This is a genomic window from Micromonospora sp. NPDC002389 (assembly GCF_040296095.1).
Classification (GTDB): Bacteria; Actinomycetota; Actinomycetes; order Mycobacteriales; family Micromonosporaceae; genus Micromonospora.
The window spans coordinates 90315-116008 of sequence record NZ_JBEOWP010000004.1; the positions used below are offsets into that span (position 1 = coordinate 90315).

Genomic DNA, 25694 nt, shown 5'->3' on the forward strand with positions numbered 1-25694 from the left:
GCAGCTCTGGACCGTCGCCCGTACGATCATGAGCGCTGGAACCGACGTGCAACCGAGGGAGCGGCCATGGAACTGATCATCGGATTGCTGTGTCTGGTGGTGATCGTCGTAGCGGTGCTCGGCTTCGGCGTGTCGATCTACAACGGGCTGGTCCGGGCCCGCAACGCGTACCGCAACGCCTTCGCCCAGATCGACGTGCAGCTCGTCCGCCGGCACGATCTGATCCCCAACCTGGTGGAGACCGCCAAGGGATACCTCAAGCACGAGCGGGAGACGCTGGAGGCGGTCATCTCGGCGCGTAACAACGCCGTCAACGCGCAGACCGCAGCGTCGGCCGCGCCCGGCGACCCGGCAGCGATGCAGCAGCTCAGCGGCGCGGAGAACGCGCTGAGCGCCACCCTGGGCCGGCTGTTCGCGCTCTCCGAGGCGTACCCGGACCTCAAGGCCAACCAGAACATGATGCAGCTCTCCGAGGAGCTGACCTCCACGGAGAACCGGGTCGCCTTCGCCCGGCAGGCGTACAACGACTCGGTGATGGCCTACAACAACAAGCGCGAGGTGTTCCCCGCGAGCATGCTGGCCGGGATGTTCTCGTTCGGTCCGGCGGCGCTGTTCCAGCCGGACGACCCGACGCAGCGGAACGCCCCGCAGGTGTCGTTCTGAGGCACCGATGAACTTCTTCGAACGACAGCGCCAGGTCCGCCGGCTCTCGACCCGCCTGGTCCTGCTCTTCGTCCTGGCCGTGGTCGGCATCGTGGTGGTGGTGAACCTCGCGGTGGTGTTCGCCTTCAACGTCGGCACCAGCAACCCGCCCCAGCTCGCCGGGCTGGTCGTGATGGTCACCCTGGCCACCGTCGCCGCGATCGGGCTGGCCGCGACGCTGCGGACGCTCACGCTGCGCGGCGGTGGCGGGAAGGTGGCCCGCGAGCTGGGCGGAGTGCCGGTGCCGGCGGACACCACCGACCCGGAGCTGCGGCGGCTGCGCAACGTCGTCGAGGAGATGGCGCTGGCCTCCGGCGTACCCGTGCCCGAGGTCTTCATCCTGCCGGAGGAGACGGCGATCAACGCCTTCGCGGCGGGGTGGAGCCCGTCCGACGCGGCCGTCGCGGTCACCCGGGGCGCGCTGCAACGACTCAACCGCGACGAGCTCCAAGGGGTCATCGCCCACGAGTTCAGCCACGTGGTCAACGGCGACATGCGGCTCAACATCCGGCTGATGGGCCTGCTGTTCGGCATCCTGTTCCTGACCGTGGTCGGTCGGGGGCTGGCCCGTGCCGGCGCCCTCGGCGGGCGGAGCCGCAACAGCAACAACGGCGGCGCCCTGCCATTCATGCTGGTCGGGCTGGCGTTGCTGGTGGCCGGCTACATCGGGGTGCTCGCCGGTCGGCTCATCCAGGCGTCGGTGTCCCGGCAGCGGGAGTACCTCGCCGACGCCTCGGCCGTGCAGTTCACCCGGCAGACCAGCGGCATCGCCGGGGCGCTCAAGAAGATCGGTGGCCTCTCCGACGGCTCCGAACTGCGCACGCCCAAGCGCGACGAGGTCGGGCACATGCTCTTCGGCGCGGCGGGCCGGGCGTCCTGGCTCGCCACCCACCCACCGCTGGCCAAGCGGATCCAGGCGTTGGAGCCCTCGTTCGACCCGAACGAGCTGCGGCAGCTCGCCCAGCGCTGGGCCGCCGCGCCGCCGTCGGGCCGGCAGGAGGACATCGCCCTCGGCCTGGCACCGAGCGGCCAGGGCGGCGCGCCGGGCCGACGTGACTCCGCCAGCCCGGGCGCGGCGTCGCTGCCGGTGGAGGGCACCCGGGTACGCGTGGCGCCGGCCGAGATGCTGGGCCGGGTGGCCGCGCCCACCGAGACGGCGTACACGCACGCCGCCGCGATCCTCGACCGCATCCCGGAGCACCTGCTGGACCGGGCCCGCAACCGGGACTCGGCCGCGCCACTGGTGCTCGGGCTGCTGCTCGCGGCCGAGCCGGAGGTCCGGCAGCACCAGCACGACGCCATCGCCCGGAAACACGGTCCGGCGCTGGCCGACGCCGCCCTCCGGGAGGCCGGTGAGCTGGCCGGGCTGCACCCGATGCTCCGGCTGCCCCTGGCCGAGCTGGCGTTCCCAGCCCTGCGTGCCCGCACGGACGCCGAACTCGAATCGCTGATGGCGGCCGTCTTCACGCTGATCCACGCCGACGGCGCGATCAACGTGTCCGAGTACTGCCTGTCCCGACTGCTCCTGGCCGAGATCCAGGAGTCGCTCAAGCCGGACTCCCGCTGGCGCACCGACCGTCGTACGCTCACCGACGCCCGATCCGCGGCGGCCTACCTGCTCGCCATCCTGGCCCAGGTCGGGCACGGCGACCGGGCCGCCGCCGAGCGGGCGTTCCAGGCCGGTGTCGCCACGCTGCTGCCCGACACCTCGCTGCCGTACGCGCCGCCGGAGAACGGCGTCCTGGCGCTGGAGACCGCCTGGCCGGTGCTGGACGGGCTACGTCCGGGCGACAAGGAACGGCTGGTCGCGGCCGTGGTGGCGGTGATCAGCCACGACGGGATGATGACCGTGCCGGAGATCGAGCTGCTGCGCACCATCTGCGGCCTGCTGCACTGCCCGCTGCCGCCGATGGCCGGCGACGGCATCGGCTGACCGCCGCGCTGTCCGCCGGTCGGGCCCGTCAGGGCGCGGCCGGCGCGGTGGCCGGACGCCGGTCCCGCCACTCGCGGGCCAGCATCGCGTAGACCACCTCGTCGGCCCACTCCCCCTTGACGTACTCGTTCTCCCGCAGGTGGGCCTCACGCCGCATGCCCAGCCGGGTCAGGACCTGCGCGGAGGCGGTGTTGCGGGCGTCCAGTCGACCGACCACCCGGTGCAGGTCGCACCGGTCGAAGGCCAGCGCCAGCATGGTCCGGGCCGCCTCGGTGGCGTAACCGCGTCCCCGGTGGCCCGGATTCAGCAGGTAGCCGATCTCGCCCTGCCGGTGTTCCTCGCTGGTCCAGATCAGCAACACCTCGCCGACGAGCTGCCCGGTCTCCCGCAGCACCACCGCCAACTGGATCGAGTCGCCCTGTGCCCGCAGCGCGGTCCGCTGCTGCCGCCGCGCCAGCACCTCGCGGGTGCCGTCGAGGTCGGCGGGTGCCTCGCTGTAGAGGTAGCGGTGGACGGCCGGGTCGCCGAAGTAGGCGTGCAGCTCGGTCACGTCGGCGGGCTGGAAGGCCCGCAGGTGCAGTCGCTCGGTCTCGATCGGCAGGTCAGGCGTGAACACCGGGGCAGGCTACCCGGTGGCGGGATGGCATTCTCAGCAGGTGACCTCCGAGAGCAGCGACGACTGGCGGCGGCCGGGCCCCACGCCCGAGCAGCAGCGCCTGGACCTCTACGCCGGGCTGGCCGCGACGGTCATCGCCCTGTTCAGCCTCACGCTGGCCCGCAGCACCGGTACGTTCCTGCTCGGGCCGCCGCCGTCCTGGCTCGAACAGATCCTCTGGACCGTCGCGGTGCCGCTGCCGCTGATCTGGCGACGCCGGTACCCGGTCGTCACCGCGCTGGTCGTGTCGGCCGCCTTCATCGGTGCCCAGGTCCGGGCCGTCCCCGAGTGGCAGCTTTCCCAGTGGGCGCTGTTCGCCGCCATCTTCACGCTCGGCGCCTGGGGGCCGGACCACCGGCTGTCCCGGCGGCTGCGGATCGGCATCATCGCCGCCATGTTCGGCTGGCTCGCCATCGCGTACGCGATCAGCCTCGACGAGATCACCCCGGACTCCTTCGAGAACGCGCTCGGGCCGGTACCGCCGGTGCTCGCGGCGATCGTCACCGGTCTGCTGATCAACGTGTTGTTCTTCGGGTTCGCGTACTTCTTCGGGGAGACCGCCTGGATCGCCGCCCGGCGGCAGCACGAGTTGGCCGAGCAGGCCGAGCGGCTGCGGCGGTCGCAGGCCGAGGCCCGGGAGCACGCGGTGGTCGGCGAGCGGGTCCGGATCGCCCGGGAGCTGCACGACGTGGTCGCCCACCACGTGTCGGTGATGGGTGTGCAGGCGGCGGCCTGCCGCCGGGTCTTCGACAAGGACCCGGCCAAGGCGCGGACCGCACTCGCCTCGATCGAGGAGTCGGCCCGGACGGCGGTGGACGAGCTGCGCCGGATGCTCGGGGTGCTGCGCGCTCGCGACAACGGCCCGGAGGGCACCGGGCAGCCCGCCGGGGTCGACCAGATCGCCGCCGTGGTGGACCGGGCGCGGGAGGCCGGGCTGCACGCCACGCTGGGCGTGTACGGCGAGCCGACGCCGCTGCCCGAGTCGGTGTCCCAGGCCGCGTACCGGGTGGTGCAGGAGGCGGTGACGAACGTGTTGAAGCACGCGAGCGGGGCGACCCTGCTCGACGTCCGGGTCCGCTATCTGGCTCAGGAGATGGAGGTCGAGGTGACCGACGACGGCCGGGCCACCCGCCCGGCGAACGACGACGGGCTGGGACTGGTCGGGATGCGGGAGCGGGTCGCCACCCACGACGGCGAGTTGGAAGTGGGCGCGCGTACCGGTGGTGGGTGGCGGGTGCGGGTCCGATTCCCGCTGCCGCTGGCGGCCGGGAGCACGACGTGACCGGGGCGACGCCGCCGGTCCGGGTGCTGCTCGCCGACGATCATCACCTGGTGCGGACCGGCTTCCGGGTGATCCTGGAGATCGAGGACGACATCGAGGTGGTCGGCGAGGCCGCCGACGGGGAACGGGCGGTCGCCATGGCCCGGGCGCTGCGCCCGGACGTGGTGCTGATGGACGTGGAGATGCCCGGCGTGGACGGGTTGGAGGCCACCCGCCGGATCAGCACCGAGACGGACGAGCCGGGCGGCCCCGCCGTGCTCATGCTCACCACGTTCGACCGGGACGACTACCTGTTCGCCGCGTTGCGCGCCGGGGCGAGCGGGTTCCTGCTCAAGAACGGCACGCCGGAGTCGCTGGTCGACGCCATCCGGGTGGTGGCCCGGGGAGACGGTCTGCTCGCCCCGGAACTCACCCGCCGGGTGATCGCCACGTTCGCCCGGCCGGGCGGCCCGGCCGGGACCGTCGGCGGTCCCACCCCGGAGGAGGCGTTGCGCGACCTGACCCCCCGGGAGCGGGAGGTGCTGGTCCTGGTGGCCGGCGGTGCCAGCAACGCCGAGATCGCCACCGCCCTGCATCTGGGCGAGGCGACCGTGAAGTCGCATGTCAGCCGGGTGCTGGCCAAGTTGGGCCTGCGCGACCGGGTGCAGGCGGTGGTCTTCGCGTACGAGCAGGGGGTGGTCCGGCCGGGGGGATGACCTCCACCCGGAGGAGGAGCCTGGATTTCCGTCGACGGACGGAGGGCAATCGATGATCACGCTCCTAGCGTGGAGAGCGTGACCACGGTACTCCGCCTCGACGGCGTCGACCGCAGCTTCGGCGACCGTCAGGTACTCAACAATGTGTCCTTCGATGTCGTCGCCGGGCGGATGACCGGCTTCGTCGGCGGCAACGGCGCCGGCAAGACCACCACCATGCGGATCATCCTCGGTGTCCTCGCCGCCGACTCGGGTCGGGTGACGTGGCGGGACGCGCCGCTGAGCCGGGAGATCCGGGGGCGGTTCGGCTACATGCCCGAGGAGCGCGGTCTCTATCCCAAGATGAGCGTCCGCGAGCAGGTGGTCTATCTGGGCCGGTTGCACGGGCTGACCGCCGAGGGCGCCCGGCGCGCCACCGACGACCTGCTGGAGCGGGTCGGCCTCGGCGAGCGCGGCGACGACCTGCTGGAGACGCTGTCGCTGGGCAACCAGCAGCGCGCCCAGATCGCCGCCGCCCTGGTGCACGACCCCGAGGTGCTGGTGCTCGACGAGCCGTTCTCCGGGTTGGACCCGATGGCCGTGGACACCGTCGTGGCCGTGCTGCGCGAGCGGGCCGCCGCCGGTTCCCCGGTGCTCTTCTCCAGCCACCAGTTGGACGTCGTCGAGCGGCTCTGCGACGACCTGGTGATCATCGCCGACGGGTCGATCCGGGCCGCCGGCAGCCGTGACGAGCTGCGGGCCGCGTACACCACGCCCCGCTACGAGCTGGTCGTGGAGACCGACGCCGGCTGGCTGCGGGACCAGCCCGGCGTGACCCTGGTCGACCTGGACGGCGCCCGCGCCGTCGTCGACCTGACGCCCGGCGCGGACGAACAGGTCGTGTTGCGCGCCGCGTTGGAGCGCGGCGCGGTCCGCGCGTTCCGCCCGGTCACGCCCACCCTCGCCGAGATCTTCCGAGAGGTCGCCCAGTGAACACGATGCAGGCCACCCGACTGGTCGCCGCCCGCGAGATCCGGGTCAAGCTGCGCGACCGCACCTTCCTGATCAGCACGGTCGTCTTCCTGCTGATCGCCGCGGCGGCGACCATCCTGCCACCGCTGCTGTCCGGCGGGCCGTCCACCGTCGCGGCGACCGAGGCGGCGGCGGCTCCGCTGCGCGCGGCCGGTCTGGAGGTACGCGTCGTTCCCGACGACGCCGCCGCCGAGCAGGCGGTACGCGACGGTGACGTGGACGCCGCAGTCGTCGCCGGCCCGACCGTGCTGGCCATGAACGACGCCCCCAACGAGGTGGTCAACGCGTTGAGCACCCGGCCTCCGGTCGAGCTGCTGAACCCGGACGCGATCGATCCGGTGCTGGCCTTCCTGGTGCCGTTCGCCTTCGCGTTCATCTTCTTCGTCACCTCGCAGACGTTCGGCGTGCAGATCGCGCAGAGCATCATCGAGGAGAAGCAGACCCGGATCGTGGAGATCCTCGTCGCCGCGGTACCGGTCAAGGCGTTGCTGGCCGGCAAGATGCTCGCCGGCACCATCCTCGCGCTCGGGCAGATAGCCCTGGTCGCGGCGGTCGCGGTGGCCGGGATGGCGTTCGGCGGCAACACCGAGATGCTCTCCCTGCTCGGCCCGGCGATCGCCTGGTTCATCCCGTTCTTCCTGCTCGGCTTCGTGCTGATCGCGGCCATGTGGGCGGCGGCCGGCGCGCTGGTCAACCGGCTGGAGGACATCGGCGGGGTGTCCACGCCGGTGCAGCTCGCGGTGATGCTGCCGTTCTTCGGGGTGGTCTTCCTCAACGACAACCCGACGGCGATGACGGTGCTGTCCTACCTGCCGTTCTCGTCGCCGACCGCGATGCCGCTGCGGCTGTTCACCGGGGACGCGGCGATCTGGGAGCTGTTCGCCTCGCTGGCGCTGCTGCTGGTGGCGGCGGCCGGGTTCCTGCTGGCCGGAGCCCGCGTCTACGAGGGCTCGCTGCTGCGCACCAACGGCCGCACCTCGCTGCGGACCGCCTGGCGGGAGCGCGAGACGATCGGCTGACCCTCCGCCCCGCGCCCACGCGCCGGCGTCCCCGCACGGGGTCGCCGGCGCGTCGCCGTCGGCGGCCACGGGCGACCTTGAGGTGCGGCAGGTCGCGCCGTCAGTGCCTGCGCGCAACCTTGAGTTGCGGCAGGTCGCGGGTGAACTCCCGGAAGCCGACGCCGAGGTACATGTTCCGGGCCGCCGGGTGGGCCGGCGCGCCGAGGCAGGCCACCAGCGCCCGGCGTGCCCCGACCGCGCGGGCGCGCTGCATCCCGTAGAGCTGCAACGCGGTGCCCAACCCTCGCCGCCGGAAGTCCCGGTGGGTGCCCACCGGCTCGAACTCGGCGGTCCGCGTCGCCTCGTCCCACCAGACGATCGCGGTCGCGGCGAGCGTGCCGTCCGCCGCCTCGACCAGCACGTGCAGATCGGCACGGTAGGGCCAGGTCCGCTGCACCCGCGCGCAGGCGGTGTCGGTGAAACTCGACCGGTGCCACGCGTCCCGGTGCGCCCGCGCCAGGGTTGCCACCGAAAGACCCTCGGCGGTACGCAGCCGGAACCCCTCGGGCAGCACCGGCTCCGGCACGTCGACCAGCTCCCGCGCGTTGAACTGGATCCAGGATCCGCTGTCCGAGCCGGTCTCGGCGTCGAACGCGTACCCGTGGGCGGCCACCGCGGCACGCGACGCCGCGTCCCCGACCTGCACGGTCAACGCGCGGTCGACGTCGCCGGCCACCTCGTCGTACCAGCCGAGGACCTCGGGCAGCAGCTCCGGTCGGTCCGGATGCGCCTGCCAGATCAGGTTGGCCCTGGTGACCTCACGGAACGTCCCGTCGCTGCGCGCGATCCGGTGCGGCAGATACGCCCACCCCCACGCGGCCAGGCGGTCGTCGACGAACCACAACCGGTGCCGCCAGTGCCGGTGCAGGGCGTCGTGGTCCTTGGCCCAGCCCCAGGCCAGCTCTCCGACGGTCGCCTCGCCGTTGACCAGCTCCGGCCGCAGGGCCATCACCTGCTGGGCCAGGCCCTGCATCAACCGCAACTCGTGCGGGCCGAGATCTGTCATCCGGGCACCCTCGCAGGGCCCCGGCCGGCTGTCGAGGCAATTCGGTGCCGAGTCGGGGCGCAGGTCAGCGCGTCGGACCGCCCGAGGTCAGCGCGTCGGACCGCCCGAGGTCAGCGCGTCGGACCGCCCGAGGTCAGCGCGTCGGACCGCCCGAGTTCCGTCGGTTGGCCGCCGAGATCAGCGCGTCGGTCACCGAGGTCCGACGGTCACTGGTCCGACGGTCACCGTGGTCCGTCGGGCACCGTCGTCGTCGGGTCGGTCACCGTCGTCGTCGGGTCGGCCGCCGACGGTCAGCAGGGGACGGCGGACCAGCCGGCGGGCAGGCGCGGGGTCGGCCAGGCCGGGTCGGGCCGCCAGGTCGCCCAGGACTCGTCCCACCAGCGCTCACCGGCGTCGAGCAGGGCGGCGATCCGGTCGCCTTCGGCGCGGATCGCCTCCCCCATGCCCGGGTAGCGCCCCTCCACCAGCCGCTGGGCGAAGATCTCCACATCCTTGAAGACGTACCGGTCGGTGTCCGCCGCCCACCACAGGTCCAGCTCGTGGTCGAGGGTGTCGACCCCGATCGGGGTACGCCGGAACGGGTCCTGGAGGTTGAAGTACCACCCGGCGAAGGCGCGCTGCGGACCGGACCAGAACACGTCGACCGAGTGGGCCTCACCGGGGCGCTGGAGCATCAGTTTGCCGTGCCCGCGCCACGCGGTGTGCCCGGCCGTCTGCCACGGGTGCCGCCCGCACGGGAAGATGCCGTCGTCGGGGAAGCCGAACTCGGCCCCCGTCGGCAGATAGAGCGCCAGCAGGTCGGCGGAGTCCTCGACGCAGATCGTCGGCACGGCGAACCAGACCTCGCGGACCAGCCCTTGATCACGCTCTTGATCACGCTCGATCCGGGATCGAGTGCCTTCCCCCGCGCCCTGAGACCACTCGATCCTGGATCGAGCGCGCCGTGACACCGTTCGCGGCACCTCGCCGAGCATGATCTCCCGGCGGACGACCACGTCTCCGGGGCTGAAGCGTCCCGTCTCCGTCACCGCTCCCCCAGGGCGCCGGTCAGTCCCCCGCCAGCTCCGGCCGATGCTCCCTGATCCACGCCTCCACGTCCGACTTCCGCCAGATCTGGCCCATGATCAGCACCTGGTAGGGCGCCGGGAAGTCGCGTCGGGACGCGATCACCGACGCGCGGGCGCGACTGACGCCGCCAAGCATCCCTCGGATCTCCGCGATACCCACGAACTCGCCCACATGTTGACGGTAGGCATCCCCGATCGACTCTCGATCGTTAACACTGATCGCTGTTGACGGTCGTAGCCATCAGGTGCACGATGAGGGGGTGACCGCGCCGAGCACTTCGCCCGATCGTGAGCCGCTGGGTCGGCTGCATCCGGTGTACCAGCACCTGCCCGACCGGCCGCGCTGGACGTGTCGAGCCTGCTCACGGGACTGGCCGTGTCCGGCGGCCCGGATGCTGCTGCGGGTCGAGTACGACCTGGACCGGGTGGGTCTCTCCGTCTATCTCGCCGGCCAGTTGTTCGACGCCACCGGCGACCTGCTGCGGCTCACCGAGGACGCGCAGCCGACACCGGCCGAGCTGTTCGACCGCTTCCTGGCCTGGGCGACCCCGCAGTCCTGGCGGCAGCCGCAGCCCGGGCGGCCGACGCGGTCCGGGCAGCAACCGCAGGCCCGGCGATTGCCGCAGACCGGGCTATTGCCGCAGGCCCGGCGACCGCCCGGACTGCGTCGGCAGCCACCGCGACCAGCCGGAATGTCACCCGTGGCTGGTACAAGTCCAGCACCCACCGACCCGAGGAGCACGATCATGGACGTACGCGACGCGGCCCAACGGTGGGCCGACGCCTGGGCCACGGGCTGGCCCGCCCAGGACGGGGAACGCATCGTCGAGTTGCAGGCCGAGCAGGGCGACCACTGGGCGTCGATGTTCCGCCCGTGCCGGGGCCGATCCGGGCTGCGCGCCTACGTCGAGGAGTGCTTCGGCGAGGAGACCCGACCGGCCGAGGTCTGGTTCGGCACTCCCCGGGTCGACGGCGACACCGCGACCGTCGAGTACTGGGCGATCACCTACCCGTACGACCAGCCGGTCACCCTCTCCGGCTGCACGGTGGTCCGTTTCGACGCCGACGGCCTGGTCACCGAGTCCCGCGACTACTCGCACGCCAAGGAGGGCCGTTTCCCCCCACCCACCGGCCTGTTCGCCGACCGCCACCCGTAGATCTCGGATCGCTACCGACCCTGATCCCGCAGCGGCCGGCGGCCTGAACACCGGACGGCCCGTCCCCGTTGATCGGGGACGGGCCGTTCCGGTGTGCGCCGGTCGGGCGGCAGGTCAGCCGACCGCCTCCATCACCTCGTCCGAGACGTCGAAGTTCGCGAAGACGTTCTGCACGTCGTCGCTGTCCTCCAGCACGTCGATCAGCTTGAAGATCTTGCGCGCGCCCTCCTCGTCCAGCGGCACGGTGACGCTGGGGATGAGCGAGGACTCGGCCGACTCGTACTCGATGCCGGCGTCCTGGAGCGCGGTCCGTACGGCGATCAGGTCACCCGGCTCGGAGACCACCTCGAACGCCTCGCCCAGGTCGTTGACCTCCTCGGCGCCCGCATCGAGGACCGCCAGCATCACGTCGTCCTCGGTGGTGCCCGCCTTCGGCACGATCACCACGCCCTTGCGGGAGAACATGTACGACACCGAGCCGGCGTCGGCGAACGAGCCGCCGTTGCGGGTCAGCGCGGTGCGTACCTCGGTGGCGGCGCGGTTGCGGTTGTCGGTCAGGCACTCGATGAGCAGCGCGACGCCGTTCGGGCCGTACCCCTCATACATGATCGTCTGGTAGTCGGCACCGCCGGCCTCCAGGCCGGAGCCGCGCTTGACCGCGCGGTCGATGTTGTCGTTCGGGACAGAGCTCTTCTTGGCCTTCTGGATCGCGTCGAAGAGGGTCGGGTTGCCGGCCGGGTCACCGCCACCGGTCCGCGCCGCGACCTCGACGTTCTTGATCAGCTTGGCGAACATCTTGCCGCGCTTGGCGTCGATGACCGCCTTCTTGTGCTTGGTCGTCGCCCACTTTGAGTGGCCGGACATCTGTTACCTCCGTTGCTACCCGCCGTCTGCATCGACCGCACCGCGCACGCCCCGCTCCGCACCCGCGCACGCGGTGGTGCCGGTCAGCTCTGGTGGAAGCCGTGGCGGCCAGAAGGCCCTGCCGAATCTCGACAATCCTACCGACGTGCGGCGGGTGGTCGTCACCCGCCGCACGTCGGCCTCCGGCCTGATCTCCCCCGAGCTTCACAGATCAGACAAAAGCCACTCACCCGTCCGGTACGTGCCCAGCACGGTGGCCTCGGACATCTCCTGCTGCTCGCAGCGCTCCTCCAGCCCCGCCCGGAACCGCCCGAACGCCGGCAGCGAGGGCAGCGGATCCGGCAGGTGCGGGCCCGACACCACGTCGACGAAGGTGTACCCGTCGTCGAGCCGCAGCGTCACGTACCGCAGGCCCTCCGGCGCCGACCGGGCCAGTTCGTCGTAGACGGCGGTGAGCAGCGTCAGATGCTCGTCGAGACGGTCCGGGCGGACGAGGTACCTGATCAGCATCGTCGTCACCGCTCAGCCACCCGCCGCGTCGCCGACCACCGCCGGGACCACCTGACCTGCCACGCCCGTCTGGTCCGCCTGGCCCGCCTGGCCCGCCTGGTCCGCCTGGCCCGCCACGCCCGTCTGGTCCGGTTCGGTGCGGCGCTCGGCGACCGCCGCCACGATCTCGGCGAGCATCGCGGTGAGCGCCTCCGCCCGTTCGGGGTCGGGCGCGATCCGCCCCTGGGCCGTCGGGTCGTCGCGGTCCTCGTCGCTGAAGTCGAAGTCGGTGAGGACCGACAACTCGACCCGGGTGGCGACCGGCACCGTCCGGACCTCGGCGAGGATCTGCCGCAGGTGGTCGCCGGCCTCGACGCCGCCCCGCAGCCCGTAGCTGACCACCCCGGCCGGTCTGCCCTGCCACTGCGCGTACAGGTAGTCGACGGCGTTCTTCAGCACCGCCGGGACCGACGCGTTGTACTCCGGGGTGACGAAGACGAACGCGTCGTACCCGGCCACCAGCGCCGACCAGCGGCGGGTGTGCGCGTTGCGGTAGTCGCCGAACAACGCCGGGACCGGTTCGTCAAGCATCGGGAGCTGCTGCTCGGCGAGGTCGATCACGTCGACGACCGTCGCGCCGGACCGGACCGACGGGTGCCCGGCCGCCACCTCGGTCACCCAGCCGGCCACCGCCGCACCCCGTCGACCGGGGCGGCTGCTGCCCAGCACCACGCCGATGCGGCAGCGTTCTTCTCGTTGTGCACTGTCCATGGCCCGATCACACCGGCGGAGCGCCCACGGTGGGAGGCCGCCCGGATGGTGGCCCTGACGGGGACACCCTCACGGCCGTCGGTACCGGCAGACTGGGACCGTGATGGACGGCGAACTGGGCGCGTTCCTGCGCAGCCGACGGGAGGCGGTACGACCCGAGCAGGTGGGGTTGCCCGCCGGGCCGCGACGGCGTACCCCGGGGCTGCGGCGGGCGGAACTGGCCACGTTGGCGCAGGTCAGCGTGGAGTACCTGACCCGTCTCGAACAGGGCCGCGACGCTCGGCCGTCGCCCGAGATCCTCGCCGCGCTGGCGAACGCCCTCCGGCTGGGCCCGGATGACCGGAGCCACCTGCGGCGGCTCGCGTCGGTCGAGCACAGCCAGCAGTTGTGCGAGGGGCGTCACCCGACCGCCTCGCGTACCGTCCGGCCCGAGGTCCGGACGCTGCTGGACGCGCTGCGGGACCGGCCCGCGTGCCTGCTCAACCACCTCGGCGACGTGCTGGCCTGGAACGAGCCGTTCGACCGGGTGGCCCGGCCGCTCGGGCTGCTCGACGGCGACCGGCCCAACCTGATGTGGTTCGTCTTCGCCGACGAACGCGCCCGGGACCATGTGCCCGACTGGGCGGAGCTGGCCGACCAGCAGGTGGCCGAGCTGCACCGGCGTCGTCAGGGCGATCCGGTGGTCGACGCGTTCGCCGAACGCCTCGCCGTGACGGTGGGGACGCCCTTCACCTCCCGGTGGGAGCGTCGTCCGGTGGCGGTGCGGGCCAGCGGCGTGCGCTGGTTGCGGCATCCGGAGGTCGGGCCGCTGCGCCTGGCGTACGAGACGCTCGACCTCGCCGACGACGGACAGCGGCTGCTGGTCCACCTGCCCGCCGACGCCGCCTGCGCCGAGGCGCTGGACCGCCTGCTGGGCCGACGTCCCGGCGCCCTGCGCTCGGTGGCCGGCTGAGTCCGACGCCCTGCGCCCGTCGCGGGCCGGTTCGGCGCTTTGCGGGCCGGCGGGCAGCACCGCTTCCTGGCGGCTTTCCGACAGAAATTGCGGGGGGCGTCGACGGCCCGCACCGCAATTCCCCTAAAACCGCCCGACGGTAGCCCTCGGCACATCCGGCAATTGCCGAGGATCCGCCGAACAGCCATTCTTCCGGCCCCAGGGCGCGCTTCTTCCGGCTGGCCCGGGTGCCACACACTGGCGCTGTCGTGAGCAGTCCACCGCACCCCGGAGGCGATACGTGCTGGAGGATTTCGAGGAGTTCGGCCGTGACCTGCCGATGATCGGCAAGGGCGGCGTCAGCGCGCTCAACAAGTTCTCACTCATGGTGGAACTGCCGTACGCGCAGGATCTCGACCTGCCGCCCGAACGCAAACGCGCGGTGGGGGCCCGGTTGTACCGCAGCGTCGCCGAGGTGCTGGAGGCCGCCGAACTGTACTCGGTGCAGCACCTGCGGCTGGACTGGTCCGACGGCAACATCGGGATCGTCTACGACGACTCGTCCTTCGGCTTCCGGATGGCCATCCGGCGCGACCTGCGCATCATCCTCGAACGGCCCGGATCGTCGCTGCGCCTCTTCCACAATTGGTACCGAGTGTTCATGCCCTACATCCAGGGCCTGGTGTCGCGAATCGCGATCGACCTGTCCGACATCCTGCATTCCGATTTCGACCTGCAACCGATCCGGACCAGTTACCTGTTCTCCCTGCTCACCTACGATTTCATTCCGGTACGCGCACCCCGCCCGGTCAGCAGCCACCAACTGATCGGCAACCTGTTGTCGCACCGCCCCGGCGAGGACGGCCGATTCCTCTCCGTGCCCAGTGGTGGCGCCGCCGGTCCGCTGCGCACCGGCCGACTCGACGTGGAGATCTCCAACTTCCGCGAGGTCGCCCCCGACGTGCACGTACGCGAGATCTACGACATCCAGGCCCCCTCGAACCAGGGCTACCGCGGCATCTGGCTGGACTTCTACTGCATCTCCGAGACCGTCGGCGACGGTGACCCGGCCCTGGAGTCGCGCATAGCTCCACGGCCCGAGTTCCTGCTGGAGCAGTACACGGTCCCGTACCGCGACTTCTTCCGGGACCGCGTCGTCAAGGGCTTCCTGGCCGACTTCTTCAAGGACTGCGAGTTCTCCTGCGCCGTCGGGACCATGCCGTGACGCAGGAGACGCTCAACGTCATCCAGTTCGCGGGCCTGGTGGCCACCTTCGTGTGCAGCATCGTCGCGCTGTTCCTGTCCTGGCAGAACAACCGCTCCTCGGACCGGGAGGTGCGGGTGGCCGCCGAACAGCTCCGGGCCTCGATCATCCCCGTTCCGATGATCCAGGACTCCCGGCTGACCTGGCGCGGGCAGGCACTGGTGGTGCTCTCCGTCCGGCTCCGCAACGTCGGGTCGGGGCCGATCCTCGGCATCCAGATCACCGGCATCCGGATCGACCGCACCAGCCTGGCCTTCGAGGCACTGAGCGCCCCGAAGGCGGACGTCGTCATGCCCACCACCGACGTCGAGCAGCGGCTCCGCTTCGTCGACCCGCCGCAGGTCGCGCAGCCGAGTCTGGTGCTCGTCGAGATCGAGTACTTCGACGTGCTGGGCAACCACTACCAGCAGCCGCTGCCGTTGACGGTCGTCTCCGGCACCGGCAGCGGCGCCATGGCCGGAGTCCGTCCCGCCCGCATCAGCCGGAACCCCTAGAGAGGCAGTCGCGGATGTCCAAGCTCATTCTCGGCCGGGCAGTCGTGCGTCACCTGGAACCCGAGCCGCTGTCCAAGAGCCAGTTCGCCCAGCGGCGGCCCAGCGACACCGGGGTACGTGCCCGACTCGGGCTCGGCGAGGAACACATCGTCGACGACGCCGAGCTGGGTCCGGTGGTCGCCTCGGACGACGACAGCCATCTGATGACGATCGCGCCCACCGGAGCCGGCAAGGGCCGAGACGTGATCATCCCGAACCTGCTCACCTACGAGGGTTCGGTGGTGGTCATCGACCCGAAGGGCGAGAACTACGACGTCACGCACGAGCACCGCCGTACCGTGCTGGGCAACGAGATCGTGCTGCTCGACCCGTTCGGTGCCAGCCACGGCGGCAGCGACAAGCGGGGTTCGCTGAACCCGTTCGACGTCTTCGGCGCGCTGCGGCGCGACGACGACGCCGCCGAGGAGGCCGAGGACTTCGGCCGGGTGCTCTCCGACATCCTGATGGGCGGCATCCAGTCGCTGTCCGACCCGTTCTGGGACGAGATGGCGCAACTGCTGATCGCCGCGCTGGCCACCGACCTGATGACCGGCCAGCCGGACCGGCCCGACACACTGCAGGAGCTGCGTACCCAGCTCTTCGAGTCGGACCTGCGCTACCGGCTCGCGGTGGCGCTCGACACGCGATCGAAGTCGATGCCGCCGGGCACGCGACAGGAGTTCGAGATGCTGCTCAGCATCGCGGACGCGGAGAAGACCTTCAGCGGGATCGTGGCGACCGCCGCCCAGCAACTGGCCGCCTTCAGCTCCCGGCGGACCGTGGACGCCACCGCCCGGACGAGCTTCGCCCTGAGCGACCTGACCAACCCCGAGCGGCGGATCTCCATCTACGTGGTCATCCCGCCGCACAAGCTGCGTACCCACCAGCGCCTGCTGCGGGCCTGGGTGGGTTGCCTGCTGTACTACGTGATGAACAGCCGGTCGATCAACCAGTCCCGGCTGTTGTTCCTCATCGACGAGGCGGCTCAGCTCGGCCGGTTCTCGCTGCTCCAGGAGGCGATCACGCTGCTGCGCGGGTACGGGCTGCGCACCTGGACCTTCTGGCAGGACCTCGCGCAGTTGTCCAGCCTCTACGGCCTCGCCGCCGAAACTATGATCAACAACTCGGGTGTGCTCCAGGTGTTCAGCCCGGCGAACTTCGGTGCCGCGACCGCCCTGTCGATGCGGATCGGGTGCAGCGTCGGGGAACTGCTGCAACTCGCCCCCGACGAGCAGGTGATCGCGTTCAAGAACGAGTGGCCGACGAAGATGGAACGCTTCAACCACCTCACCGACCCGGTACTACGCGGCTGGGCCCGCGCCAACCCTCGACACGGCACCGCGCCACCGCCCGCGTGAGGCGTACGCCCGTGGTGGGTTCGATCCGCCCGGGTGGGCGCGCGTCCCCGTGGCGCGGTCAGCTCGCCGCGCGGACCAGGTCCACGAAGTAGGCGTGCAGTCGCGCGTCACCGGTGAGTTCCGGATGGAACGAGGTGGCCAGCAGGTTGTCCTGGCGCACCGCCACGATCCGCCCGGCGGCCGGGCCGGCGGTGACCGTGCCGAGCACCTCGACGTCGTCGCCGACCCGCTCCACCCAGGGGGCGCGGATGAAGACCGCGTGCAGCGGGCCGCCCTCGACTCCGGTGATCTCCACCGGCGCCTCGAACGAGTCGACCTGGCGGCCGAACGCGTTGCGCCGGACGGTCATCGCGATGCCGTCGAAGCCCCGCTGGTCGGGACGGCCGTCGAGGACCTCGGTGGCCAGCATGATCATGCCGGCGCAGGAGCCGTAGACCGGCAGGCCGGCGGCGATGCGCTTGTCGATCGGCTCACGCAACTCGAAGATGTCCACCAGCTTGCTGATCGTGGTGGACTCCCCGCCGGGGATGACCAGGCCGTCGACCGCGTCCAACTCCGCCGGTCGGCGTACCGGTCGGGCCTGCGCGCCCGCCCCGGTCAGGGCGGTGACGTGTTCACGGACGTCGCCCTGCAGGGCGAGCACACCGATCACGGGTGCCGTCACATGCGTTCCTTCCGGGGTGTTAGCAGGGGTCCCCTGCTATGCACGAGGCGTTAGCAGGGGGCCCTTCCTTACACGGCACCAGCCTTGCATGTCACCAGCCGCGGTCGGCGAGACGGTGCGGGACCGGGATGTCGTCGACGTTGATGCCGACCATCGCCTCGCCGAGCCCCCGGGAGACCTTGGCCAGCACGTCCGGGTCGTCGTGGAACGTGGTCGCCTTGACGATCGCGGCGGCGCGCTGGGCCGGGTTGCCGGACTTGAAGATGCCGGAGCCGACGAAGACGCCCTCGGCGCCGAGCTGCATCATCATCGCCGCGTCGGCGGGAGTGGCGATACCGCCGGCGGTGAATAGCACCACCGGCAGCTTGCCGCTCTCGGCGACCTCCTTGACCAGCTCGTACGGCGCCTGCAACTCCTTCGCCGCGACGAACAGCTCGTCGGTCGGCAACGTCTGGAGCCGCCGGATCTCCTGGCGGATCTTGCGCATGTGGGTGGTGGCGTTGGAGACGTCGCCGGTGCCGGCCTCGCCCTTGGAGCGGATCATGGCCGCGCCCTCGGTGATCCGGCGCAGCGCCTCGCCCAGGTTGGTCGCGCCGCAGACGAACGGGACGGTGAACGCCCACTTGTCGATGTGGTTGGCGTAGTCGGCCGGGGTCAGCACCTCGGACTCGTCGACGTAGTCCACACCGAGCGCCTGGAGGATCTGCGCCTCCACGAAGTGCCCGATCCGGGCCTTGGCCATCACCGGGATGGAGACCGCCTGGATGATGCCGTCGATCATGTCGGGGTCGCTCATCCGGGACACCCCGCCCTGGGCGCGGATGTCGGCGGGGACGCGCTCCAGCGCCATCACCGCGACCGCACCGGCGTCCTCGGCGATCTTGGCCTGCTCGGGGGTGACCACGTCCATGATCACGCCACCCTTGAGCATCTCGGCCATCCCGCGCTTGACGCGGGCGGTGCCGACGACCGGGCTGGCACTGCTGGTCGGGGAAGTCATCTGGACAGGCTCCTCAGGCGTACTCGGGGCGGGGCAGCGCAGATGCTACGCGCGGCGTGACGCCCCTCCGAGCGCCAATCGCAGGCGTGGTGGCCTGCTCTGTGGCCCCGGTCACCCACGCGCCGGGGGGCGGCGCGGACGGCGGATCAGCGGGTCCGCGCGTCGACGGCGGGCACGGTGAGCGTCGGATCGTCGATGTCGAAGTAGCGCGGCCAGGTGTGCCCCCGCCCCATCCGCAACAGCCGCACCAGTGGCCGGCCGCGCGCCGACCGGGCGTCCCGGACCAGATCGGTGTGCACCTGCCGGGCCAGCGCGAGCCGCCGGCTGGCCGCGATCACCGCGTCGCAGTCCGGGTCGGAGGGGTCGAGTTCGACCGCGCGCAACTGCCGGGTCAGGTCGTTCTCGGCCGCCTCCCGCTCGTCCGGGCCGGCGTCCAGCGCGATCCGCGCCGCCGCGTACAGCTCGACGCCGTACCGACGCTCCGCCAACACGGCCGCCGCGGCGGCCCGACGCAGCAGATGGGCGTCCAGGGCGCGCGCGGCGAGCTGCGCACGGGACTGGAGCCGCTCGACCCGGCCGGCGGTCCAGATCAGGTACGCCGCCACCAGGGCGACGACCACCGTCGCGCCCACCACCCACCACATGCCCGGCATCGTAGTGCTGCTCCCGTTCCTCCCGGTCAGTCCGGCCCCACCCACTCCTGGTCGATCACCCGTCCGTCGGTCGCCTCGATCGCCGCTGCGTATACCTCCAGAACGCGGCGGGCAACCACGGGCCAGTCGAAATTCGCCACCACCTGGTGCCCGCAGGCGGTCAGCTCGGCCCGCTGGACGGGGTCGTCCAGCAACTCGGCCAGGCGCTCGCGCAGGGTCACCGCGTCACCGGTGGGGAACAACCGCCCGGCCCGCCCACCGTCGAGCACCCGGCGGAACGCGTCCAGGTCGCTGGCGACGACCGTCGTACCGGCGGCCAGCGCCTCGGTGAGGATCATGCCGAAGGACTCGCCACCGGTGTTCGGTGCCACGTACAGGTGCACACTACGCAGCATCCGGGCCTTCTCCTCCTCGGAGACCAGTCCGAGGAAGGTCACCCGATCCCGAAGGTCGGGCGGAAACTGGTCGAACAGGTCGTCCCGGTCCCCCGGACCGGCGACCAGCAGACGCAGCCCGGGACGCTGCCGGGCCAACTCCACGAACGCGTCGCGCAGGATCGGGAACCCCTTGCGGGGCTCGGTGAACCGGCCCAGGAAACCCAGCGTCCCGCCGTCGCCCGGCGCGTACTCCCCCGGCCAGCCCGGCAACGGCTCCACCCCGGCGAACTTGGCCACCGCCACCCCGTTGGGGATCTCCACCGCGCCGCCGTCCAGGTGCTCGACCTGCACCTTGCGGGCCAGCGCGCTGACCGCGATCCGCGCGGTGATGCGTTCCAGCACGATCTGCAGGACGCCCTGGGCGACCGAGAGCACCCGGGAGCGGGTCATCGCGGTGTGGAAGGTGGCCACCACCGGCCCCCGTGCGGAGAGCACGGCAAGCATCGACAGGCTCAACGTCAGCGGCTCGTGCACGTGCAGCACGTCGAAGTCGCCCCGGGTGATCCAGCGACGCACCCGGGCGGTGGAGACCGGGCCGAACGCGATCCGGGCCACCGAGCCGTTGTACGGCAGCGGCACCGACCGACCGGCCGGCACCACGTACGGCGGCAGCGGCGAGTCCTCGTCCGCCGGAGCCAGCACGCTCACCTCGTGGCCGAGCCCGATCAGCGCCTCGGCGAGATCCATGACGTGGTTCTGCACTCCGCCCGGCACGTCGAAGGAGTACGGGGAGACGATGCCGATCCGCATTGCGTCCGTCCCCTCAGTCCAGCCACATCCGCTGCAACATGTGCCAGTCTTGCGGATGCCGGGCGATGCCCGACGCGAGACCGTCGGCGATCCGCTGGGTCAGCGTACGGACCCGCTCGTCCAGCGAGCCCTCCGCCGGCCCCGGCAGCGGCAGCGGCCCCTCGATCGAGGCGCACGCCGCATCCGGTTCGTACCACATCGACGCCACGTACAGGGGGGCACCGGTACGCAGCGCCAGCAACGCCGGACCGGCCGGCATCCGGGTCCGGCCGTCGAAGAAGTCCACCTCCACGCCCCGGGCGGAGAGGTCGCGGTCGGCCAGCAACGGCACCACCGCACCGGCGTGGAGCCGATCGGTCAGCACGTCGATGGGCGGCCGGGCACCGCCGGTGGTGGGCAGGATCTCCATGCCCAGGCCCTCCCGGAAGGCCACGAACCGCTCGAAGACCCCCTCCGGCTTGAGCCGCTCGGCGACGGTGGACAGCGGCCACCCGTTGGCGACCACCCAGGCGCCGGCCAGGTCCCAGTTGCCGCCGTGCGGCAGCGCCACCACCGCGCCCCGGCCGGACGCCACGTCGGCGGCGAGCTTCTCGGTGCCGTCCAGCCGGAAACCGGCGAGCACCTGCTCCCGGCTCAGCGACGGCAGCCGGAACGCCTCCATCCAATAGCGGGAGTACGACCGCAGACCCGCCCGGACCAGCTCGTCCAGCTCCGCGTCGGGCAGCTCCGGCCCGACCACCCGGCGCAGGTTGGCGCGCAGCCGGCTGGCGCCCTTGCCCCGACGACGGTGGGCCCGGTCCGCCACCGCGTCGAACGCCGCCGCCGCCACCGGCCGGGGCAGCACCCGGACCAGCCGCCAGCCGGCGACGAACCCGAGCTCGGTGAGGTTCACCTGCCTTGGGCCTGCCGGTAGACGTATCGCATCCGCTGGCCGACCGTGAACAGCGACACCGCCGCCAGCAGCCAGAGCGCGATCGGCAGCGCCGCCGGGTGGACCCACGCGGCGAGCAGGCCGCCGACGCCGACGATCAGCAGCCGCTCGGTACGCTCCGCGATGCCGACGTTGCCGCTCATCCCGAGCCCCTCGGCGCGAGCCTTGACGTACGAGACGAGACCGCCCGCGGCCAGGCAGATCAGCGCGGCGGCCACGCCACCGCGGTCCCCCTCGCCGGCCAGATAGAAGGCGACCGCGCCGAAGACCGCGCTGTCGGCGACCCGGTCCATGCTGGAGTCGAGGAACGCCCCGAACTTGGTGGACCCGCCGCTCATCCGGGCCATCGTCCCGTCGAGCAGGTCGGTGAGCGCGAAGACCGTCACGATCAGCGCACCGGCGACCAGGTGGCCACGCGCACCGAAGCCGAGCGCACCGATGAGCACTCCGACGGTGCCCGCGACGGTGACCGCATTGGGGGACACGCCCGCGCGCAGTAGGCTGCGGGCGATCGGCTCCACGACGCGGGTCATCCCCGCGCGGGCCGACACTTGGAAGATCTTCGCCATGGCGGTCCCACGATAACGGTCGGCCCCCTGGCCGGCGACACCGCCGGTCCGCGTGGCAAGGGTTGTGTCGGTCCGCCGACGGGTGTGAGATCGAGCCAGTAAGGTGACCCGGCTCACCCGACCACCCGTTGACTGCACGGTTCGGCGCGGTCCCCCGGAAGATATCGCCGCAGTACCCGCCCGGGCCGGTCCCCGTCGCGCGCGGCGGTCGCCACCTACCACCACCGGTTGAGGGAGGTGCGCCCGATGGCGCAGAAGAGTCACGACAAGGGGGCCGCCGGCGGCGTGCCGGCGGTGACCGACCCCGCCAGGATCCGCAACGTGGTGCTCGTCGGGCACTCCGGGGCGGGCAAGACGACGCTGGTCGAGGCGCTGCTCGCGGCCAGCGGCACGATCGACCGACCCGGCTCGATCGCCGACGGGACCACCGTCTGCGACCACGACCCCGCCGCCGTACGCCAGCAGCGCTCGGTGGCGCTGTCCTGCGCGCCGCTGCACCACGACGGGATCAAGGTCAACCTGCTGGACACGCCCGGCTACGCCGACTTCGTCGGCGAGTTGCGGGCCGGGCTGCGGGCCGCCGACGCCGCCCTGTTCGTGGTCTCCGCCGTGGACGGCATGGACGCCGCCACCGCCGCGCTCTGGGAGGAGTGCGCCGCCGTCGACATGCCCCGGGCGGTGGCCGTCGCCCGACTGGACCACCCGCGCGCCGACTTCGACGAGGCGGTGGCGCTGTGCCAGCGCGTCTTCGGCGACAACGTGGTCCCGCTCTACCTGCCGATGCTGGGTGACGACGGCGAGTCCACCGCCGGCCTGCTCGGGCTGATCACCCGACGGGTCTTCGACTACACCGCCGGCCTGCCCGCGCAGGTCCGCGAGCCCGACCCGGAGCACCTGCCGGCGATCGTGGAGTCCCGCGACGAGCTGATCGAGGGGATCATCGCGGAGAGCGAGGACGAGACCCTGATGGACCGGTACCTCGGCGGCGAGGAGATCGATCCCGCCCTGCTGGTCGAGGACCTGGAGAAGGCCGTCGCCCGGGGCCACTTCTATCCGGTGGTGCCGGTCTGCGCGGCCACCGGCGTCGGGCTGGACGTGCTGCTGGAGGTGCTCACCGCCGGCTTCCCGTCCCCGCCCGAGCACGACCTGCCGCCGGTCACCGGCGTCGACGGCTCGCCGCGCCCGCCGCTGACCTGCGACCCGGACGGCCCGCTGGTCGCCGAGGTGGTCAAGACGACGGTGGACCGGCACGTCGGGCGGGTCTGCGTGGTACGCGTCTTCTCCGGCACGCTGCGTCCGGACCGTACCGTGCACATCGCCGGACACGGCCTAGCCGAACGCGGCCACCCGGACCACGACGCCGACGAGCGCATCGCCCACCTCTACAGCCCGCTGGGCGCCACGCTGCGCGAGGTCGGCGTCGCGGTGGCCGGCGACATCTGCGCGATCACCAAGTCCGGCAGCGCGGAGACCGGCGACACCATCTCCGCCAAGGACGACCCGCTGCTGATCGCCCCGTGGGAGATGCCCGAACCGCTGCTGCCGGTGGCCGTGGTGGCGAAGACCCGCTCCGACGAGGACGCGCTGGCCCGCAACCTGGCCCGGCTGGTGGCCGGCGACCCGACGATGCGGCTGGAGCGCAACCCGGAGACCCACCAGTTGGTGCTCTGGTGCATGGGCGAGGCACACGCCGACGTGGTCCTGGACCGGCTGCGCGCCGGTGGGGTGGAGTTGGACACCGAACCGGTACGGGTGCCGATGCGGGAGACGCTGACCGCACCGGCCCGTGGGCACGGCCGGCACGTCAAGCAGTCCGGCGGGCACGGCCAGTACGCGGTCTGCGACGTCGAGGTGGAACCGCTGCCGCGCGGAGGCGGTTTCGAGTTCGTCGACCGGGTGGTCGGCGGGGCCGTACCGCACCACTACGTCCCCTCGGTCGAGAAGGGCGTACGCGCTCAGATGGAACGCGGGCTGGTCGCCGGTCACCCGGTGGTGGATCTGCGGGTGACCCTGGTCGACGGCAAGGCACACAGTGTCGACTCCTCCGACGCGGCGTTCCAGACCGCCGGGGCGCTGGCCCTGCGCGACGCCGCCGACCGGGGCGCGCCGGTGGTGCTGGAACCGATCGACGAGGTGACGGTGCGGGTACCCGACGGCAGCGTGGGCGCGGTGATGGGCGACCTCTCCGGTCGGCGCGGCCGGGTGCTCGGCACCGAACCGGACCCGGACGCCGACGGGCGCACCCTGGTCCGTGCCGAGGTGCCCGCCAGCGGGCTGCTCCGGTACGCGGTCGAGCTGCGCGCGATGACCGCCGGCGCCGGCACCTTCCGCCGTCACTTCCTCCGCTACGACTCCCACCCCACCCCCTAGCCCCCACCGCCCTCGCCCCCGTCACAGCCGTCACCGTCGGCGGGTCGCCATCGGCGCCGTGCCAGTCGTCGGCGGGGTCGCTGTCGGCGGGGGGTCGCCGACGATCATGGACTTGTGGCTGTCGTTTTGCCCCCCTTAGGAGTGTTTGGGCGTGCCACAACTCCATGATCGGCGCAGCCGGACCCGGCGGGAGGCGGGCGGGAGGCGGGGGTGGGGCCGGTCAGGGGCGGGCGGTGGGGAGCATGGGGCTGGGCCAGTAGGGGCGGTCGACCTCGCGCAGGGCGGCCGAGCGCAGGGCGGCGAGTCGACGTTCGACCTCGGCGAAGTGGTCCGGGCGTAGCGGACCGAGGGCCAGGGCGGCGGCGTTCTCCTCGACCTGGGCGACGGTGCGGCAGCCCGGGATCGGGATGGTGCGGTCGCTGCGGGCCCAGATCCAACCCAGCGCGCCCTGCGCCAGGGTGCGCCCGTCGGCGGTTAGCGCCGCCCGCACGGCGTGCACCCGGCGCAGCCACTCCGGCGCCGGCCGCCCGCCCCGGAACCACTCCAGCCAGCCCGAGGTCATGCCCCGCACGTCGTCGTGCGGCAGCGTCGAACAGTGGTGGTACTTGCCGGTGAGCAACCCCATCCCCAGGGGCCCCCGGTTGACGCTGGCCAGGTCGTACTTGTCGCAGACCGCGAGCAGGTCGGGGGCGTCCCGGAGCACCGACAGGCTGTGCTGCACGACCGCGCCGTGCCGGGCGTCCTGGCCGAGCGCGACAGCCCGGTCGACCCGGTCGGTGCTCCAGCCGTACGCCCGCACCAGCCCGTCGGCGACCAGGTCCTCCAGGACGCCGATCAGCGCCTGCGCCCGGGCCACCGGCAGGTCGGCAAGGTGCAGTTGGTACAGGTCGATCCGATCGGTGCCGAGGCGGCGCAGCGAGTCCCGTACCGCCCGGTGCAGGTACGCCGGGGACGCGTCCCGACCGGTGGCCTGCCGGGACCGCTCGTCGAACGTGTAGCCCCACTTGGTGGCGATCACCGCCTCGTCACGCCGTCCGGCCAGCGCCCGGCCGAGCAGCCGTTCACCGTGCCCGGCACCGTACGAGTCGGCGGTGTCGAAGAGGGTCACGCCGAGGTCGAGGGCCCGGCGGACCGCCCGGACGGACTCCTCGTCGTCGACCGCCCCCCACCCCAGCGGGGTGTGCCCCTCGGACCAGGGGCCGGCGATCGCCCAGCAGCCCATGCCGAGGGCACTGACCTCGATCCCGCTGCGCCCGAGCGTGCGCGTCGACTCCGCCACCGGCGCATCGTGCCATCTTCCGGACACGGTTTGACAGACATCCAGCACGATCATCCGTACGGGGGACCGTCCTTGACGGATCACCCCGGACCGCCCCTGATCCGTCCCGTTTTCGGCCCCACCCGGACGACCTGCGGATCACTCCGGATCCGGTTGCCCTCCCGGCCGCCTTTGCTCTGCTCACCGATACGCATCAACTTCAGCGCGTAACCGTTGCGTGGGGTGAAGCAGAGCAAAGGCGGCGCAGCGGTGTGCGCAGTCCGGC

At 72.1% G+C, this 25694-nt stretch carries 26 protein-coding genes; 12 read left to right on the forward strand and 14 right to left on the reverse strand.

Features of this window, described 5'->3' with window-relative positions; all coding sequences use genetic code 11:
* Positions 1-66 precede the first annotated feature (66 nt).
* The gene (locus ABT008_RS09305) at positions 67-663 is read left to right on the forward strand and encodes a LemA family protein (protein WP_176093276.1); all 597 of its coding nucleotides are present in this window, start codon (positions 67-69) and stop codon (positions 661-663) included.
* Between the two features lie 7 nt (positions 664-670).
* Positions 671-2635: a M48 family metallopeptidase gene (locus tag ABT008_RS09310; protein WP_350695064.1), complete on the forward strand. Its 1965-nt coding sequence runs from the start codon at positions 671-673 to the stop codon at positions 2633-2635.
* 28 nt (positions 2636-2663) lie between these two features.
* Here ABT008_RS09310 and ABT008_RS09315 read toward each other — a convergent pair whose 3' ends face one another.
* Positions 2664-3251 carry a GNAT family N-acetyltransferase gene (locus ABT008_RS09315; RefSeq protein WP_350695066.1) on the reverse strand — a complete coding sequence of 196 codons (588 nt, stop codon included), beginning with the start codon at positions 3249-3251 and terminating at the stop codon, positions 2664-2666.
* Between the two features lie 40 nt (positions 3252-3291).
* On the opposite strand from ABT008_RS09315, the gene ABT008_RS09320 reads away from it, so the two are divergent.
* The 4 genes from ABT008_RS09320 to ABT008_RS09335 all read left to right on the forward strand — a co-directional run bounded on the left by ABT008_RS09320 (position 3292) and on the right by ABT008_RS09335 (position 7297).
* Positions 3292-4572 (forward strand): sensor histidine kinase, encoded by a 1281-nt coding sequence (locus ABT008_RS09320; protein ID WP_350695068.1) that lies wholly within the window; start codon positions 3292-3294, stop codon positions 4570-4572.
* Complete coding sequence (locus ABT008_RS09325) at positions 4569-5267, forward strand: response regulator (protein ID WP_350695070.1); 699 nt, start codon at positions 4569-4571, stop codon at positions 5265-5267. Before ABT008_RS09320 ends, ABT008_RS09325 begins: the two co-directional genes overlap by 4 nt.
* Positions 5268-5345: 78 nt before the next feature.
* A complete protein-coding gene (locus tag ABT008_RS09330; protein WP_350695072.1) occupies positions 5346-6239 on the forward strand; it encodes an ABC transporter ATP-binding protein in 894 nt (297 codons plus the stop codon).
* A complete protein-coding gene (locus tag ABT008_RS09335; protein WP_350695074.1) occupies positions 6236-7297 on the forward strand; it encodes an ABC transporter permease in 1062 nt (353 codons plus the stop codon). The genes ABT008_RS09330 and ABT008_RS09335 overlap by 4 nt, the downstream gene beginning before the upstream one ends.
* 100 nt (positions 7298-7397) lie before the next feature.
* Here ABT008_RS09335 and ABT008_RS09340 read toward each other — a convergent pair whose 3' ends face one another.
* The 3 genes from ABT008_RS09340 to ABT008_RS09350 form a co-directional block, all read right to left on the reverse strand.
* Entirely contained in the window at positions 7398-8342 is a 945-nt protein-coding gene (locus ABT008_RS09340) for a GNAT family N-acetyltransferase (RefSeq protein WP_350695075.1), read from the reverse strand.
* Positions 8343-8632: 290 nt separating this feature from the next.
* Positions 8633-9370: a ribonuclease FAU-1 family protein gene (locus ABT008_RS09345; protein ID WP_350695077.1), complete on the reverse strand. Its 738-nt coding sequence runs from the start codon at positions 9368-9370 to the stop codon at positions 8633-8635.
* A gap of 19 nt (positions 9371-9389) precedes the next feature.
* The gene (locus tag ABT008_RS09350; protein WP_350695623.1) at positions 9390-9581 is read right to left on the reverse strand and encodes a hypothetical protein; all 192 of its coding nucleotides are present in this window, start codon (positions 9579-9581) and stop codon (positions 9390-9392) included.
* 88 nt (positions 9582-9669) lie between these two features.
* Here ABT008_RS09350 and ABT008_RS09355 point away from each other — a divergent pair, with 88 nt between their 5' ends.
* Positions 9670-10566 (forward strand): nuclear transport factor 2 family protein, encoded by an 897-nt coding sequence (locus ABT008_RS09355; RefSeq protein ID WP_350695078.1) that lies wholly within the window; start codon positions 9670-9672, stop codon positions 10564-10566.
* A gap of 114 nt (positions 10567-10680) precedes the next feature.
* Here ABT008_RS09355 and ABT008_RS09360 read toward each other — a convergent pair whose 3' ends face one another.
* The 3 genes from ABT008_RS09360 to ABT008_RS09370 all read right to left on the reverse strand — a co-directional run bounded on the left by ABT008_RS09360 (position 10681) and on the right by ABT008_RS09370 (position 12690).
* Positions 10681-11430, reverse strand: a complete 750-nt coding sequence (locus ABT008_RS09360) for a YebC/PmpR family DNA-binding transcriptional regulator (protein ID WP_131053942.1) — start codon at positions 11428-11430, stop codon at positions 10681-10683.
* 204 nt (positions 11431-11634) lie between these two features.
* The gene (locus tag ABT008_RS09365) at positions 11635-11940 is read right to left on the reverse strand and encodes a hypothetical protein (RefSeq protein ID WP_350695079.1); all 306 of its coding nucleotides are present in this window, start codon (positions 11938-11940) and stop codon (positions 11635-11637) included.
* 12 nt (positions 11941-11952) lie between these two features.
* Positions 11953-12690 (reverse strand): NADPH-dependent FMN reductase, encoded by a 738-nt coding sequence (locus ABT008_RS09370; protein ID WP_350695080.1) that lies wholly within the window; start codon positions 12688-12690, stop codon positions 11953-11955.
* Between the two features lie 103 nt (positions 12691-12793).
* On the opposite strand from ABT008_RS09370, the gene ABT008_RS09375 reads away from it, so the two are divergent.
* The 4 genes from ABT008_RS09375 to ABT008_RS09390 all read left to right on the forward strand — a co-directional run bounded on the left by ABT008_RS09375 (position 12794) and on the right by ABT008_RS09390 (position 16776).
* Positions 12794-13642, forward strand: a complete 849-nt coding sequence (locus tag ABT008_RS09375; protein ID WP_350695580.1) for a helix-turn-helix transcriptional regulator — start codon at positions 12794-12796, stop codon at positions 13640-13642.
* A 280-nt stretch (positions 13643-13922) separates the two neighbouring features.
* On the forward strand, positions 13923-14846 hold the full coding sequence (locus ABT008_RS09380; protein WP_350695082.1) for a hypothetical protein: 924 nt from the start codon (positions 13923-13925) through the stop codon (positions 14844-14846).
* On the forward strand, positions 14843-15379 hold the full coding sequence (locus ABT008_RS09385; RefSeq protein WP_350695084.1) for a hypothetical protein: 537 nt from the start codon (positions 14843-14845) through the stop codon (positions 15377-15379). The genes ABT008_RS09380 and ABT008_RS09385 overlap by 4 nt, the downstream gene beginning before the upstream one ends.
* Positions 15380-15393: 14 nt before the next feature.
* The gene (locus tag ABT008_RS09390) at positions 15394-16776 is read left to right on the forward strand and encodes a type IV secretory system conjugative DNA transfer family protein (RefSeq protein ID WP_350695085.1); all 1383 of its coding nucleotides are present in this window, start codon (positions 15394-15396) and stop codon (positions 16774-16776) included.
* Positions 16777-16834: 58 nt separating this feature from the next.
* Here the strand turns inward: ABT008_RS09390 and pdxT are convergent, their stop codons facing one another.
* The 6 genes from pdxT to pgsA form a co-directional block, all read right to left on the reverse strand.
* On the reverse strand, positions 16835-17440 hold the full coding sequence (gene pdxT, locus ABT008_RS09395; protein ID WP_350695086.1) for a pyridoxal 5'-phosphate synthase glutaminase subunit PdxT: 606 nt from the start codon (positions 17438-17440) through the stop codon (positions 16835-16837).
* Between the two features lie 91 nt (positions 17441-17531).
* Positions 17532-18440 (reverse strand): pyridoxal 5'-phosphate synthase lyase subunit PdxS, encoded by a 909-nt coding sequence (pdxS, locus tag ABT008_RS09400; RefSeq protein WP_350695088.1) that lies wholly within the window; start codon positions 18438-18440, stop codon positions 17532-17534.
* Between the two features lie 146 nt (positions 18441-18586).
* Positions 18587-19093 (reverse strand): hypothetical protein, encoded by a 507-nt coding sequence (locus ABT008_RS09405; protein WP_350695090.1) that lies wholly within the window; start codon positions 19091-19093, stop codon positions 18587-18589.
* Between the two features lie 26 nt (positions 19094-19119).
* Complete coding sequence (locus tag ABT008_RS09410) at positions 19120-20280, reverse strand: glycosyltransferase family 4 protein (protein ID WP_350695092.1); 1161 nt, start codon at positions 20278-20280, stop codon at positions 19120-19122.
* A gap of 13 nt (positions 20281-20293) precedes the next feature.
* Positions 20294-21172: a phosphatidylinositol mannoside acyltransferase gene (locus ABT008_RS09415; protein ID WP_350695094.1), complete on the reverse strand. Its 879-nt coding sequence runs from the start codon at positions 21170-21172 to the stop codon at positions 20294-20296.
* Positions 21169-21780 carry a phosphatidylinositol phosphate synthase gene (gene pgsA, locus ABT008_RS09420; protein WP_350695096.1) on the reverse strand — a complete coding sequence of 204 codons (612 nt, stop codon included), beginning with the start codon at positions 21778-21780 and terminating at the stop codon, positions 21169-21171. The genes ABT008_RS09415 and pgsA overlap by 4 nt, the downstream gene beginning before the upstream one ends.
* Before the next feature lie 246 nt (positions 21781-22026).
* On the opposite strand from pgsA, the gene ABT008_RS09425 reads away from it, so the two are divergent.
* Positions 22027-24150 carry an elongation factor G-like protein EF-G2 gene (locus ABT008_RS09425; protein WP_350695098.1) on the forward strand — a complete coding sequence of 708 codons (2124 nt, stop codon included), beginning with the start codon at positions 22027-22029 and terminating at the stop codon, positions 24148-24150.
* A gap of 220 nt (positions 24151-24370) precedes the next feature.
* Here the strand turns inward: ABT008_RS09425 and ABT008_RS09430 are convergent, their stop codons facing one another.
* Entirely contained in the window at positions 24371-25429 is a 1059-nt protein-coding gene (locus tag ABT008_RS09430; protein ID WP_350695100.1) for an aldo/keto reductase, read from the reverse strand.
* Between the last annotated feature and the right edge of the window lie 265 nt (positions 25430-25694).